The following is a 13,293-nucleotide window of genomic DNA, read 5'->3' as shown; positions in this document are numbered from 1 at the left end:
CGGACAATCCAGCCCCTCCGGCGATTGAGGAGCGGGGGTGCTGGGGGCGGAGCCCCCGCAGCGGGGGCCGGGGGCTTGCCCCCGGTTTCGGGAAGGGGCGGGGTGGGGGACTTGTCCGCGATGCGGACACCCGGGTGGCGGCCGCCCCGCGGTATGGCACAATCCCCCCAGGTCACGAGCGACAGCGACTTCGGCCCCGGCCCGCTGTCCGGCAACCCTCCGTCCGTGGCGGGGTGCCCCGGGTGATGACCAGGCCGCTCGCAGCGAGGCGTGCGGCAAGCGCGGACCCCTCGCACTAGGGGTCCTGGTGGTCGAGGGAGTTCTTCCGTGACGCAGCGAATGCGCTAGGGCCGCAGCGCCCGTTCCCCCAGATGGCTCCGCACGGCCCAGCCGTGCGTCGAGCGATGTTCCGCATGCCTGCACACCCATCGGGAGAATTCGCCATGTCCGCATGCCCTGCTGCTGTCGAGACCGCCACCCCGCTCGCCGTCCTCGGCAGTGACGTCACCGTGCCCCTGGTCACCGGCGGCGAGGTGACCTACGCCGCGCTCGACTACGCGGCCAGCGCCCCCGCCCTGCGGCGGGTGTGGGACGACGTCGCCGCCTATGCCCCGTACTACGGAAGCGTCCACCGGGGCGCGGGCTATCTGTCGCAGCTGTCGACGGATCTGTTCGAGACGAGCCGCAGGGAGGTCGCGGCGTTCCTGGGGTGCCGGGAGGACGACCAGGTGGTGTTCACCCGGTCGACCACCGACTCGCTGAACCTGCTGGCCGCCGCGCTGCCAGGCGGCGCGGAGGTGTTCGTGTTCGAGACCGAGCACCACGCCTCGCTGCTGCCGTGGGAGCAGCGGGAGGACACCCCGGTGACCTACCTGAGCGCGCCGCGCTCGCCGCGGCAGGCCGTGGAGACGCTGGAGAAGGCGCTGGCGGAGCGGGACGGGGGCGGCCCGGCGCTGGTGTGCGTGACGGGCGCGTCGAACGTGACGGGCGAGCTGTGGCCCGTACGGGAGCTGGCCGCGGCGGCGCATGCGCACGGCGCCCGTATCGTCCTGGACGCCGCGCAACTGGCCCCGCACCACCCGGTGGACATCGCGGAGGCGGACGTGGACTGGGTGGCGTTCTCGGGGCACAAGCTGTACGCCCCGTTCGGGGCGGGCGTCCTGGCGGGCCGGGCGGACTGGCTGCGGGAGGCGCGGCCGTATCTGGCGGGCGGCGGCGCGAGCCGCAAGGTCGCGCGGCGGGACGACGGCGGGGTGGACGTCGAGTGGCACACCACCGCGGCGCGGCACGAGGCCGGTTCGCCGAACGTGATCGGGGTGTACGCCATCGCCTCGGCGTGCAAGGCGCTGTCCGAGGCCGGGTTCGACGGCCTGGTGGCGCGGGAGCGCCAGCTGATCGCGAAGGTGCGCGAGGGCCTGGCGGAGGTGGATCAGGTGCGGCTGCTGTCGCTGTTCGGCGACGACGCGCCGCGGGTGGGGGTGCTGTCGTTCGTCGTGGAGGGCTGGAACAGCTCGCACTTCGCGGCGGCGCTGTCCGCGGAGTACGGAATCGGCGTACGGGACGGGCTGTTCTGCGCGCATCCGCTGCTGCGGACCCTGCTGGACAGCGAGCCCGGTGAGCAGGGGGAGTGCGGCGCCCCCGAGGCCGCCCCGGGCGAGCGCTCCCTGAACGCGATCCGCGTCAGCTTCGGCGCGGGCACCCCGGACGAGCATGTGGAGCGCTTCGTCCGGGCGGTGAAGGAGCTGGTCCGGGACGGCGCGAAGTGGGAATACCGCACGGAGGACGGCCGCTGCGTACCGGCCCGGTAGGAGCTACCCGGCGCGGAGCTAGCTGTCGAGGCCGATGGCGAACGCGGCTTCCAGGTCGTGCTGGGAGTAGGTGCGGAACGCGATGTGCGTCTCGGTGGAGGCCACCCCCGGCAGCTTGCTGATCTGGCCCGTGATGATGTCCGCGAGGTCGTCGTGGCGGGCCACCCGCACCATCGCGATCAGATCGTGCGCCCCGGTGACCGAGTAGACCTCGCTCACACCCTCCAGCGCGGCGATCTTCTCGGCGGTCTCCGGGATCCGGTCCACGCTGGTCTTGATGAGCACGATCGAAGTGATCACGGCTGGCTTTCTCCCTCGCTGGGCCTGGCTGCGCCGCCCACTCTATCCGGCCGCCCGAACCGGGCCCACGCGTAGAGGAACCCCAGGGTGAAGCCCACGAGATGGGCGAGGTAGGCCACTCCGGGGCGGGCGTCGGACTGGCGGGCGGCGAGCCATTGGAGGGTGACCCAGAAGATCAGTACGGCCCAGGCGGGGAAGCGCAGCGGGAGGAAGAACAGGAACGGGAACAGGCTGGTCACCCTGGCCCGCGGGAAGAGCCAGAGGAAGGCGCCGAGGACGCCGGAGATGGCGCCGGAGGCGCCGACCAGCGTCTGCGGGGAGTCCGCGTGGGCGGCGGCGTAGCCGATGAGCGCGAGATAGCCGGTGACGAGGTAGAAGAGGGCGAAGTGCATACGCCCCATGCGCTCCTCGGTCATGGCCCCGAAGACGTAGAGGAACAGCATGTTGCCGAGGAGATGCAGCCAGTTGCCGTGCACGAAGAGCGCGGTCAGCGGGGTCAGCGGCTCGGAGGGGGTGCCGCCCCACAGGGCGCTGGGGACGACTCCCCAGCGCTCGAAGTACGAGGTCTGGGCCTGGAGAAGGTCCCCGCCGGAGCCGTAGCGGGGGTCGAGCCCGGAGGCCGGTCCGAGGACGAAGATCAGGCAGCAGGTGACGATGAGGGCGTACGTCATCACGGGACGGCCGGACCCCGCCGACTTCTCGATCATGGGCAGATCATCGCGTACCCGGCACAACCTGCACAGAGCGCCTCGCCGCCGCCCGGGGCGGGGTATGGGGCCCGCCACGGCCGAGGGCTCAGGCCGTAGGGTTACAGGACGCCGATGAGCCGAGAAGCGAGGACCCGACACCATGGCCGTTCCCACGCCCACCGCCGAGACCCGCTGGCGCTGCACGCTGTGCGGCAACCTCACCCGTTTCGATGTCACCCGCTCGACGAAGGCGGTCGAGTTCGTCCACCTGGATCTGGCCGGGGAGCCTCGGATCGAGGAGCGCGACGTGGTCAGTGAGACCATTGAGTCAGTGCGCTGTCGCTGGTGCAACGCGGTCGACCAGATCGAGCTGGTGGACCGTCCGAGTACGAACGCCAGCGCCTGAGACACGGAGCGAGGAGCAGGTGGTGGAGCGGACGGGCGGCCACGGGGCGGCCGGTGACGCCGAGGGCGTCGCCGAGGCGCTGGACCGCCCCCTGCCGGAAGGGGTGCGGCGGCGCGTGGTGGCGCTGGTCGCGGACGCGTTCGGTGGTCTGACGGTCACCGAACTGCCACCCCAGTTGCGGCAGTACGCCCGTTTCACCCCGAACCGGCGCGCGAAGTTCGCGGGGAACGCGATGGCCGCCGCGGTGGAGAGCGACCCCGTATTCCGGCAGCGCATCGCGCAGCGGCTGCGCGAGACCCAGACGGAGCTGGCCGAGGCCATAGAGGGCGGTTCGCCGCCCGCGGCCGCGGATCCGGTGGACGTGGCGGCGGTGGCGTACGTACTGCGCCCGGCGGGCTGGGTGAAGCTCGTCGAGGCGGCGGGCGAGGAGGCCCAGCGGGCTTCGGCCGAGCGCGCGGGCGAGGAGGCGGAGCGCGAGCTGCAGCGGCTGCGCGAGGAGCTGGCGGCGGCCCGCGCGGCGGCGCGCAAGGAGACCGAGCGGGTCCGCGTCGAGCTGGACACGGCCCGCAAGGAGACGGACGCGGTGCAGCGCAAGCTGCGCAGCGCGCAGAGCGATGTGAAGCGCGGGGCGGCGGCGCTGCGCAAGGCCGAGGGCGAGCTGGAGTCCGTACGGTCGGAGGCCGCGGCGCGGCAGGCGGCGGCCGACGGCGAGGCGCGTCGGCTGCGGGCCCGGCTGGCGGAGGCGGAGTCGGCGCTGGAGGCGAGCCGGCGGGCGGTGCGCGAGGGCCGCAGCGTGGAGGACATGCGGCTGCGGCTGCTGCTGGACACGGTGCTGGACGCCGCCCAGGGGCTGCGCCGCGAACTGGCGCTGCCGCCCGCGTCGACGCACCCGGCGGACTCGGTGGACGCGGTCGAGCCGGGGAAGATGACGCCGAAGGACATAGCGACCAGGGCGCTGTCGGAGACGGATCCGGCGCTGCTGGACCAGTTGCTGGCGCTGCCGCAGGCGCATCTGGTGGTGGACGGCTACAACGTCACCAAGACCGGCTATCCGACCATGCCGTTGGAGAAGCAGCGGCTGCGGCTGCTGGGCGGGCTCGCGGTGCTCGCGGCGCAGACGGGCGCGGAGATGACGTGCGTCTTCGACGGGGCCGAGCTGGCGGCTCCGGTGCTGCTGGCGCCGCCGCGCGGGGTCCGGGTGCTGTTCAGCAAGCCCGGGGTGACGGCGGACGAGCTGATCCGGCAGCTGGTGCGGGCCGAGCCGCCGGGCCGTCCGGTGGTCGTGGTGTCGACCGACCGCGAGGTCGCGGACGGGGTCGCGCGCGCCGGAGCGCGCCCCGTGGCATCCGCGTTGTTGCTGAAGCGACTTGCGCGCACCTGACGGCCTCTCATCATCAGCACAGCGTCAATTGACCGTCACTGCCCGTGCGATGTTTGTAAAAGATGCGTCCGTGGCCAATTTTTTTGTCGTCGGGATTTGAACGGATCACGGCAGGGTCACTAATGTCGGCTCGAACCTTCGCGCGGTTGATCACCCATCCGGGGTGACAGCGGGGGTACCGTCGAGTCCGCGGCGTATCCGTGGAGCCGGGGTCGCACCTCAACCCCCGGTAGGCGGCCGGAGGAAGAAGGAGATCGCCTTCGTGGCGTCCCACCGTCGACCCAAGCAGCCGAGCCGCACTCGGGTATCCGTACTCACGGCGACCGCCGCAGCCGCCGTCGCGCTCACGTCCCAGGCCGCCCAGGCCGCTCCGAAGCAGGACAAGAAGGACGTCAAGGAGCAGGTCGACAAGCTCTACGAAGAGGCGGAGCAGGCGACCGAGAAGTACAACGGCGCCAAGGAGAAGCAGGAGAAGCTGGAGCAGCAGGTCGGCGACCTCCAGGACAACGTCGCGCGCGGTCAGCAGGACCTGAACAAGCTGCGCGACGGCCTGGGTTCGATGGCCACCGCCCAGTACCGCACCGGCGGTATCGACCCCTCCGTACAGCTGATCCTCTCCTCCGACCCGGACACCTACCTCGACAAGGCGTCCACCCTCGACCAGGTGAGCGGCAAGCAGGCCGAGTCCCTGCGGAAGATCGCCGACAAGCAGCGCACGCTCAAGCAGCAGCGCGAGGAGGCGTCCACCAAGCTCCAGGACCTGGCGGACACCCGGAAGGCCCTGGGCGAGAAGAAGAAGGACATCCAGGGCAAGCTCACCAAGGCCCGCAACCTCCTCAACACCCTCACCGCGCAGGAGCGCGCGAAGATGGCGGAAGAGGAGCGGGAGCGCGCCAACCGCTCCAGCAGCCGGGTCGACCTGGGCAACGACGTGCCCGACTCGCAGCGTGCCGCCGCCGCGCTGGCCGCCGCCAAGACCAAGATCGGCTCCCCGTACGTGTGGGGCGCCACCGGCCCGTCCTCCTTCGACTGCTCCGGCCTCACCGGCTGGGCGTACCAGCAGGCCGGGGTCCAGCTGCCGCGCATCTCCCAGGACCAGGCCAACGCCGGTACGCAGATCGGCCGCGACCAGCTCAAGCCCGGCGATCTGGTGATGTTCTACAGCGACCTGCACCACATAGGTCTGTACGCGGGCAACGGCCAGGTGCTGCACGCGCCCAAGCCCGGCGCCAATGTGCGCTACGAGTCGATGGACAACATGCCCTTCCAGTACGGCGTACGGGTCTGAGCCGAGGCGTTCAAACGCCGCGGAACCCCTCCGTTCGGGCGAATCGCCACAACTCCCCACGACTCCCGCCCCGTCGGTGACCTGCGGTCTCCGGCGGGGCATCAGTTTGTGTGCCCGCGATCGGCTTTGGACCCTGGGTGGTCGCGCCGCTACTGTCTGCGCGCAGTTCCTCACCGACTCCGCGGAAGGGAGTGCGGCTCCCATGGCGTCCTCTCGCCGCTCCTCCAAGCCCGGGCCCCTGCGGGCCACCGTTGTCTGGACCGCCGCCTCGGCGGCCGCCGCCACCGGCGCCGCGCTGGCCGCCCCGGCCGGGGCCGAACCCCACGACACCTACGTCGGCCATGCCTCCGGCCGCACCGTCGGCGACCGGATCGACCGGCTCTACGAGCAGGCGGAGCGGGCCACCGAGCGCTACAACGCCGCCGACACCCGGGCCGACGGGCTGCGCCGCCGGGTGGACCGGCTCCAGGACCGGGCGGCCCGCGGCCAGGACCGGGTCAACCGGATGCGGGTGGCGCTCGGCGCGATCGCGGGCGGGCAGTACCGCACCGGCGGCTTCGACCCGGGCCTCGCCCTCCTCCTCTCCTCCGACCCGGACCACTACCTGGACCGGGCCGGGATGCTGGACCGCATCACCAGCCGCCAGGCCGGTCAGCTGCGGGTCCTGGCACGCGCCCAGCGCACCCTGCGGCAGCAGCGCACGGAGGCCGCGGCCCAGCTGGTGAAGCTGGAGCGCAGCTGTCTGGCCGTCGCCCGCCACAAGCGCGAGGTCCAGCGCAAGCTGGCCACCGCGCGACGGCTGCTGGGCGGGCTGCGCCCGGGGGAGTGGGAGGCGTACGCACGCGCCTCGCGCGCCGGAGACGGGCGCGGACACGGGGCGTACGCCGTGCCGGGTGCGCCGGGCGTGCCGTCCGGCGCCGCGCACGGTACGCCCGTCCTGCCGCCGTCCTCGCCGCGCGCCGCCGCGGCGTTCGGTGCGGCGCGGGCCGCGGTCGGCCTGCCGTACGCCTGGGGCCAGGCCGGGCCCACCGCCTTCGACTGCTCCGGGCTGACCCAGTGGGCCTACCGCCGGGCCGGGGTGGCGATCCCGCGCACCTCCCAGGCCCAGGCGCACACCGGGCAGCGGGTCCCGCTGTCCCAGGCCCGCCCGGGCGACCTGGTCGTCTACCGCTCCGACGCCGGGCACGTCGCCATGTACGCCGGGGGCGGACAGGTGATCCACGCGCCCTACCCCGGGGCTTCGGTCCGCTACGACCCCGTCGCCATGATGCCGATCTTTTCCATCACTCGCGTCTGAAGCACCGCGGCGGCTCGTACGATCTATGGCGTGACGGGTCGGTGGAGATCGGGGCGATGGCGGACGGCACTCTGTCTGCCGATGGTGTGGGCGCTGCCGCTGGCCGCGCTCACCGCATGCGGCACGACCGTCCCGCCCGACGACCCCGCGGGGCGCGACGGACGCGCCGTGCAGCGCATGCTCGACCGGCGGGCCGCGGCGGTGCGCGGCGGGGACGCGACCGCCTTCCTCGCCACCGTCGACCGCGGCTCGGACGGTTACCGGACCGAGCAGCGGCGGGTGTTCCGCCGGCTGTCCGCCGTACCGCTGCGCTCCTGGACCTACCGGCTGGTGCACACCGGCGGCTTCCGGCCCGCCCTGGGCACCGGCCGCCGCCTGGCCGCCCAGGTCGAACTCCGCTACCGGCTCGCCGGATACGACACCGCCCCCGTCGTCGCCCCCCAGTACCTGACGCTCGCGCAGCGCGACGGGCAGTGGTTCGTCGCCGACGACGACGGCCGGGTGGACGGCAAGCGCGGCGTCGACCAGCTGTGGGACCAGGGCCGGGTCGACGTCGTCCGCGGCAAGCACAGCCTCGTCCTCGGCGTCGGCCAGAACCGCAGGCTGCTGCGCGGGGTCGCCGCCACGGCCGACCGGGCCGTGCCCGCCCTCGACCACGTCTGGCCCGGCTCCTGGGCCGGGCGCGTCGTCGTCGAGGTCCCCGCCTCGCTGGACCGCATGGCCGCCCTCCTGGGCGCCTCCGCGAGCAGCTACCGGGGCATCGCGGCCGTCACCACGGGCGAGGTCGGCGGCGCGACCGACTCCTCACCCGCCGACCGCGTGATCGTCAACCCCGACGCGTACCGGGCGCTCGGCGACTTCGGCCGCCAGGTCGTGGTTACCCACGAGACGGCCCATGTCGCCACGCGTGCCGCCACCACCGCAGCCACCCCGCTGTGGCTCTCCGAGGGCTTCGCCGACTGGACCGGCTACCGCACCCCCGGCCGCACCCCCCGCCAGGTCGCCCCCGAACTCTCCGAGTCCGTCGCGAGCGGCCGCCTCCCGAAGTCCCTCCCGCCCGACAGTGCCTTCCGCTTCGGCAGCCGCCCCGACCGCCTCTCCGAGGCATACGAACAGGGCTGGCTGGCCTGCCGCATGATCGCCGACCACTGGGGCGAACGGAAGCTGGTGGCCCTCTACCGAGCGGTCGGCGAGGCCCCGCGCAGGGAGGGCGCGGTGGAAGACGCCCTCCGCTCCGTCCTGGACGTAAGCCTCCCGGACTTCACGGCCCGCTGGCGCAAGTACGTGGCCACGGTCCTGGGCTAGCCCGCCCGGAGTTTCGTCGCCGGGTGCGGCCCGGTGGCCGGGTTGTGCCCACCCGTCCCGCCCCGCGGGACGATTGCCCACAACCGGGTCCACATTCCAGCCCCTCCGGCGATTGAGGAGCGGGGGTTTGGGGGCGGAGCCCCCAACCGGGGGCCGGGGCGGAGCCCCGGTTCGGGAAGGGGCGGGGTGGGGGAGAAACCCGGCGCACCCCCACCCGGTACTGTCGGGGCCGATGGACAAGACGCTGCTCGTGACCAACGACTTTCCGCCCCGCCCCGGCGGCATCCAGGCGTTCCTGCACAACATCGCCCTCCGCCTGGACCCGGAGCGGATCGTGGTCTACGCGTCCACCTGGAAGCGTGGAGCGGAGGGCGAGGAGGCCACCGCCCGGTTCGACGCCGAGCAGCCGTACCGCGTCATCCGCGACCGTACGACGATGCTGCTGCCCACCCCCCGCGTCACCCGCCGCGCCGCCGAGCTGCTGCGCGAGCACGGCTGCGGCTCGGTGTGGTTCGGGGCGGCGGCGCCGCTGGGGCTGATGGCTCCCGCGCTGCGCAAGGCGGGGGCCAAAAGGGCGGTGGCGACCACGCACGGGCACGAGGCGGCCTGGGCCCAGCTCCCCGCCTCCCGGGCGCTGCTGCGCCGGATCGGCGAGGGTACGGACACGATCACGTACCTCGGCGAGTACACCCGCTCCCGCATCGCGGAAGCTCTCACCCCTGAGGCGGCCGACCGCATGGTCCAACTGCCGCCGGGGGTGGACGAGAAGACGTTCCACCCCGGCTCGGGCGGGGAGAAGATCCGGGCCCGGCTGGGGCTCGCGGAGCGGCCCGTCGTGGTGTGCGTCTCGCGGCTGGTGCCGCGCAAGGGGCAGGACACGCTGATCGAGGCCATGCCGCGGATCCTGAAGCGGGTCCCGGACGCGGTGCTGCTGATCGTCGGGGGCGGGCCGTACGAGAAGGATCTGCGGCGGCTCGCCGAGACGACGGGCGTGGCCGGATCCGTACGGTTCACCGGCCCGGTGCCCTGGGAGGAGCTGCCCGCCCACTACGGCGCGGGCGACGTCTTCGCCATGCCGTGCCGTACGAGGCGGGGCGGGCTGGACGTCGAGGGCCTGGGCATCGTCTACCTGGAGGCGTCCGCGACCGGGCTCCCCGTGGTCGCCGGGGACTCCGGCGGCGCGCCGGACGCGGTGCTGGAGGGCGAGACCGGGTGGGTGGTGCCGGGCGGCTCCGCGGAGCAGAGCGCGGAGCGCATCGTGGCGCTGCTGGCGGACGAGGCGCTGCGCCGCAGGATGGGCGAGCGGGGCCGCGCCTGGGTCGAGGAGCGCTGGCGCTGGGATCTGCTGGCCGACCGGCTGCGTTCACTGCTCTGAACGAACAGGAGCCCGGGGCTGGAAAGCCCCGGGCCCGGCCGACGAGGCGCGCTCAGCCGCCGTACAGCGCCTCGATCTCCGTCGCGAAGTCCTTCGCCACCACATTCCGCTTCAGCTTCAGCGAGGGCGTCACATGCCCCGAGTCCTCGGTGAACTGCTGCGTCAGGACCCGGAACTTCCGGACCGACTCCGCCTTCGAGACCGCCGCGTTCCCGTCGTCCACCGCCGTCTGGATCTCGGCCAGCAGATCGGCGTCCTCGCACAGGTCGGCCGCCGTCGCACCCTCCGGTTTGCCGTGGTCGGCGGCCCAGCGGGGCAGGAACTCCTCGTCCAGGGTGATCAGCGCGCCCACGAACGGGCGGCCGTCGCCGACGACCATGCACTCGGCGATCAGGGCGTGCGCCCGGATGCGGTCCTCGATCACCGCGGGAGCGACGTTCTTGCCGCCCGCGGTGATGATGATCTCCTTCTTGCGGCCGGTGATGGTGAGGTAGCCGTCCTCGTCGAGGGTGCCGACGTCACCGGTGTGGAACCAGCCATCGGACAGCGCCTCCGCCGTCGCCGCCTCGTTGTTCCAGTACTCCGTGAACAGATGGTCGCCGTGCAGCAGCACCTCGCCGTCGTCGGCGATACGGACCACCGTGCCCGGCATCGGCTGGCCGACCGAGCCGATCTTCTGCCGGTCCCACGGGTTGAAGGTGGTGGCCGCGCAGGACTCGGTCAGGCCGTAGCCCTCCAGCACCGTGAAGCCGATGCCCCGGTAGAAGTGGCCGAGCCGCTCGCCCAGCGGGGCACCGCCGGAGATGGCGTGGGTGGCGCGGCCGCCGAGGGCGGCGCGCAGCTTGCTGAAGACCAGCCGGTCGAAGACCCTGTGCTTGAGCCGGAGTCCGAAGGACGGTCCGGACTCGGTGTCCAGCGCCTTGCTGTAGGCGATGGCGGCGTCGGCGGCCTTGTCGAAGATCTTTCCCTTGCCCTCGGCCTGGGCCTTGGCCCGCGCCGAGTTGTAGACCTTCTCGAAGACGCGCGGTACGCCCAGCACCAAGGTCGGCTGGAACGCGGCGAGTTCATCGGTGAGCGTCTTGATGTCCGAAACATGGCCGAGTTTGATCGGTGCCAGGACCGCGCAAATCTCCACCAACCGCCCGAAGACGTGCGCCTCCGGGAGGAAGAGCAGCACGGAGGACTCACCGGTGGAGAAGATGGGCTTGAGCCGGGCCACCGCGTTGCCGCACTCGGCGAAGAAGCTGCGGTGCGACAGGACACAGCCCTTGGGGCGGCCGGTGGTGCCCGAGGTGTACACGATGGTGGCGGGGGAGTCCGCGTTGGCGAGCGAGGAGCGCTCCTCCACCGTCTCGTCCTTGACGTCCGAACCCAGCGCCCGCAGCGTCCCGATCGCGTCGTCCTCGATCCGCCAGACGTGCTTCAGTCCGGGCAGGGTGTCCCGCACGGACTCCACGGCCGCCTCGTGCACCCCGGTCTCGACCAGGGCCGCGACCGCGCCCGAGTCGCTGAGGATCCACCGCACCTGCTCCGGTGAACTCGTCTCGTACACCGGCACGGTGATGGCGCCCGCGCTCCAGACGGCGAAGTCCAGCAGCGTCCACTCGTAGCGGGTGCGCGACATCAGACCGACCCGGTCGCCCGGCGACACCCCGGCCGCGATCAGGCCCTTGGCGGCGGCGTGCACCTCGGCCAGGAAGTCCGCCGCGGTGACGTCCTCCCACCGGCCGTCGACCTTGCGGCCGACCACCGCCACATCCGGATGCTGCGTCGCGTTGCGTTGGATGAGGTCCGTCAGATTGCCGTCGGCCGGAACCTCGTACAGGGCCGGAAGGCTGAACTCGCGCAAGACTGCTGCTCCTCATGGGCGCCGGCGCCGCTGCAGGGCAATGGGGGGTGCTGGACTGCCCGGACGTTACCCATCGGTATGGCTCCGGGATAGGGGTTTCCGTACAGATGTTTGATGCGTCACACACCGCCTTCGTGCTGGCCGCAGACTAGTAGACCGCCACCGGGGCCCGGGAGGAACCGCAGGTGGACGCGGGTCACTACGGCCGAAACACCTTACGGACGGATGGTCACAGGTCTTAGGGTGACACGCATGCGAGTCCACGTGGTGAGTGACGTGCACGGGAACAGCCAGGATCTCGGGAAGGCGGGAGACGGGGCGGACGCCCTGATCTGCCTCGGCGACCTGGTCCTCTTCCTCGACTACGCCGACCACTCCCGCGGCATCTTTCCCGACCTCTTCGGTGTCGACAACGCCGACCGGCTGGTCGAACTCCGCACCGCACGCCGCTTCGAGGAGGCCCGCGAGCTGGGCAATCGGCTGTGGGACGGGATAGACCGGCACGCGGCCATCGAGTCCGGTGTACGCAGGCAATACGCCGAGCTGTTCGCCGCGTTCCCCGCCCCGACGTACGCCACCTACGGCAATGTCGACATACCGGCACTCTGGCCGGAATACGCCGAACCCGGCACCACGATCCTCGACGGCGAGCGCGTCGAGATCGGCGGTCTCGTCTTCGGCTTCGTCGGCGGCGGCCTGCGCACGCCGATGCGCACCCCGTACGAGATAGACGACGAGGCGTACGCCGAGAAGATCGCGGCGCTCGGCAGCCGGGGCGAGGTGGACGTGCTGTGCACCCACATCCCGCCCGATGTGCCGGACCTCTGCTACGACACCGTCGCCCGCCGCTTCGAACGCGGCAGCGAGGCGCTGCTGGAAGCGATCCACACCATCCGTCCCAGCTATTCGGTCTTCGGCCACGTCCACCAGCCGCTCGCCCGCCGCATGCGGATCGGCGCCACCGAATGCGTCAACGTCGGACACTTCGCCTCCACCGGCACCCCCTGGACCCTGGAGTGGTGACCCGCGCGCGATAGCCTTCACCGGCAGACATCCCATGCGGCGGACCGGTACGGAGGAGCCACGGAGATGGCGGAACACACCAGCTCGAGCATCACGATCGAGGCGGCACCGGGCGACGTGATGGAGGTGATCGCCGACTTCGACCGTTACCCGGAGTGGTCCGGTGAGGTGAAGGAGGCCGAGGTCCTCACCAAGGACGAGCGCGGGCGCGGCGAGCAGGTACGGATGCTGCTCGACGCCGGGGCCATCAAGGATGACTACACGCTCCAGTACACCTGGACCGCCGACCAGGTCAGCTGGTCCCTGCTCAAGTCCCAGATGCTGCGCACCCTCGACGGCTCCTACCGGCTGGCCGCGCGGGACGGCGGCGCGCGCACCGAGGTGACGTACCAGCTCACCGTGGACGTCAAGATCCCCATGCTCGGCATGATCAAGCGCAAGGCCGAGAAGGTCATCATCGACCGGGCGCTCGCGGGCCTGAAGAAGCGCGTCGAAGCCGCGTAATCCCCCTTCGGCGCGCGGCCGTCAGCGGACGGGACGCGGGCGGAATGCGGGGTACGCTCCGGCGGGGG

Annotated in this window: 12 protein-coding genes and 1 riboswitch; of the genes, 9 read left to right on the top strand and 3 right to left on the bottom strand. The window is 72.2% G+C overall.

Annotation, left to right across the window (positions count from 1 at the left end; all coding sequences use genetic code 11):
- Positions 1–170 precede the first annotated feature (170 nt).
- A riboswitch (SAM riboswitch) is annotated at positions 171–288 on the top strand.
- 155 nt (positions 289–443) lie between these two features.
- Complete coding sequence (locus tag ACZ59A_RS01960; protein ID WP_470952237.1) at positions 444–1,808, top strand: aminotransferase class V-fold PLP-dependent enzyme; 1,365 nt, start codon at positions 444–446, stop codon at positions 1,806–1,808.
- An 18-nt stretch (positions 1,809–1,826) separates the two neighbouring features.
- Here ACZ59A_RS01960 and ACZ59A_RS01955 read toward each other — a convergent pair whose 3' ends face one another.
- Positions 1,827–2,108, bottom strand: coding sequence for an Lrp/AsnC family transcriptional regulator (locus ACZ59A_RS01955; RefSeq protein WP_385449028.1), 282 nt, complete (start codon positions 2,106–2,108; stop codon positions 1,827–1,829).
- Positions 2,105–2,815, bottom strand: coding sequence for a rhomboid family intramembrane serine protease (locus ACZ59A_RS01950; RefSeq protein ID WP_470952234.1), 711 nt, complete (start codon positions 2,813–2,815; stop codon positions 2,105–2,107). Before ACZ59A_RS01950 ends, ACZ59A_RS01955 begins: the two co-directional genes overlap by 4 nt.
- Before the next feature lie 142 nt (positions 2,816–2,957).
- Here ACZ59A_RS01950 and ACZ59A_RS01945 point away from each other — a divergent pair, with 142 nt between their 5' ends.
- The 6 genes from ACZ59A_RS01945 to ACZ59A_RS01920 all read left to right on the top strand — a co-directional run bounded on the left by ACZ59A_RS01945 (position 2,958) and on the right by ACZ59A_RS01920 (position 9,849).
- Entirely contained in the window at positions 2,958–3,203 is a 246-nt protein-coding gene (locus ACZ59A_RS01945) for a hypothetical protein (RefSeq protein WP_470952232.1), read from the top strand.
- A gap of 19 nt (positions 3,204–3,222) precedes the next feature.
- Positions 3,223–4,584, top strand: a complete 1,362-nt coding sequence (locus ACZ59A_RS01940) for an NYN domain-containing protein (protein WP_470952229.1) — start codon at positions 3,223–3,225, stop codon at positions 4,582–4,584.
- Positions 4,585–4,846: 262 nt separating this feature from the next.
- Entirely contained in the window at positions 4,847–5,872 is a 1,026-nt protein-coding gene (locus tag ACZ59A_RS01935) for a C40 family peptidase (protein ID WP_470952226.1), read from the top strand.
- 202 nt (positions 5,873–6,074) lie between these two features.
- Positions 6,075–7,169: a C40 family peptidase gene (locus ACZ59A_RS01930; protein WP_470952216.1), complete on the top strand. Its 1,095-nt coding sequence runs from the start codon at positions 6,075–6,077 to the stop codon at positions 7,167–7,169.
- Positions 7,170–7,250: 81 nt separating this feature from the next.
- A complete protein-coding gene (locus ACZ59A_RS01925) occupies positions 7,251–8,474 on the top strand; it encodes a hypothetical protein (protein ID WP_470954582.1) in 1,224 nt (407 codons plus the stop codon).
- A gap of 232 nt (positions 8,475–8,706) precedes the next feature.
- On the top strand, positions 8,707–9,849 hold the full coding sequence (locus ACZ59A_RS01920) for a glycosyltransferase family 4 protein (protein WP_470952214.1): 1,143 nt from the start codon (positions 8,707–8,709) through the stop codon (positions 9,847–9,849).
- A gap of 52 nt (positions 9,850–9,901) precedes the next feature.
- On the opposite strand, the gene ACZ59A_RS01915 is transcribed toward ACZ59A_RS01920, so the two are convergent.
- Complete coding sequence (locus ACZ59A_RS01915; RefSeq protein WP_470952211.1) at positions 9,902–11,698, bottom strand: AMP-dependent synthetase/ligase; 1,797 nt, start codon at positions 11,696–11,698, stop codon at positions 9,902–9,904.
- Between the two features lie 252 nt (positions 11,699–11,950).
- On the opposite strand from ACZ59A_RS01915, the gene ACZ59A_RS01910 reads away from it, so the two are divergent.
- Both ACZ59A_RS01910 and ACZ59A_RS01905 read left to right on the top strand, forming a co-directional pair.
- Positions 11,951–12,721 carry a metallophosphoesterase family protein gene (locus ACZ59A_RS01910; RefSeq protein ID WP_470952210.1) on the top strand — a complete coding sequence of 257 codons (771 nt, stop codon included), beginning with the start codon at positions 11,951–11,953 and terminating at the stop codon, positions 12,719–12,721.
- 66 nt (positions 12,722–12,787) lie between these two features.
- Entirely contained in the window at positions 12,788–13,225 is a 438-nt protein-coding gene (locus ACZ59A_RS01905; RefSeq protein WP_468041608.1) for an SRPBCC family protein, read from the top strand.
- The last annotated feature ends 68 nt before the right edge of the window (positions 13,226–13,293 follow it).

It is taken from the genome of Streptomyces sp. NPDC040405, from assembly GCF_055595765.1.
The sequence above is the reverse complement of the archived record's forward strand: the minus strand, read 5'-3'. Positions and strand labels throughout refer to the sequence as shown.

Excerpts from the sequence above, each read along its gene's own strand:
- ACZ59A_RS01960 (WP_470952237.1), top strand. The coding sequence starts at position 444 with ATGTCCGCATGCCCTGCTGCTGTCGAGACCGCCACCCCGCTCGCCGTC.
- ACZ59A_RS01950 (WP_470952234.1), bottom strand. The coding sequence starts at position 2,815 with ATGATCGAGAAGTCGGCGGGGTCCGGCCGTCCCGTGATGACGTACGCC.
- ACZ59A_RS01945 (WP_470952232.1), top strand. The coding sequence starts at position 2,958 with ATGGCCGTTCCCACGCCCACCGCCGAGACCCGCTGGCGCTGCACGCTG.
- ACZ59A_RS01930 (WP_470952216.1), top strand. The coding sequence starts at position 6,075 with ATGGCGTCCTCTCGCCGCTCCTCCAAGCCCGGGCCCCTGCGGGCCACC.
- ACZ59A_RS01925 (WP_470954582.1), top strand. The coding sequence starts at position 7,251 with ATGGTGTGGGCGCTGCCGCTGGCCGCGCTCACCGCATGCGGCACGACC.
- ACZ59A_RS01920 (WP_470952214.1), top strand. The coding sequence starts at position 8,707 with ATGGACAAGACGCTGCTCGTGACCAACGACTTTCCGCCCCGCCCCGGC.
- ACZ59A_RS01910 (WP_470952210.1), top strand. The coding sequence starts at position 11,951 with ATGCGAGTCCACGTGGTGAGTGACGTGCACGGGAACAGCCAGGATCTC.
- ACZ59A_RS01905 (WP_468041608.1), top strand. The coding sequence starts at position 12,788 with ATGGCGGAACACACCAGCTCGAGCATCACGATCGAGGCGGCACCGGGC.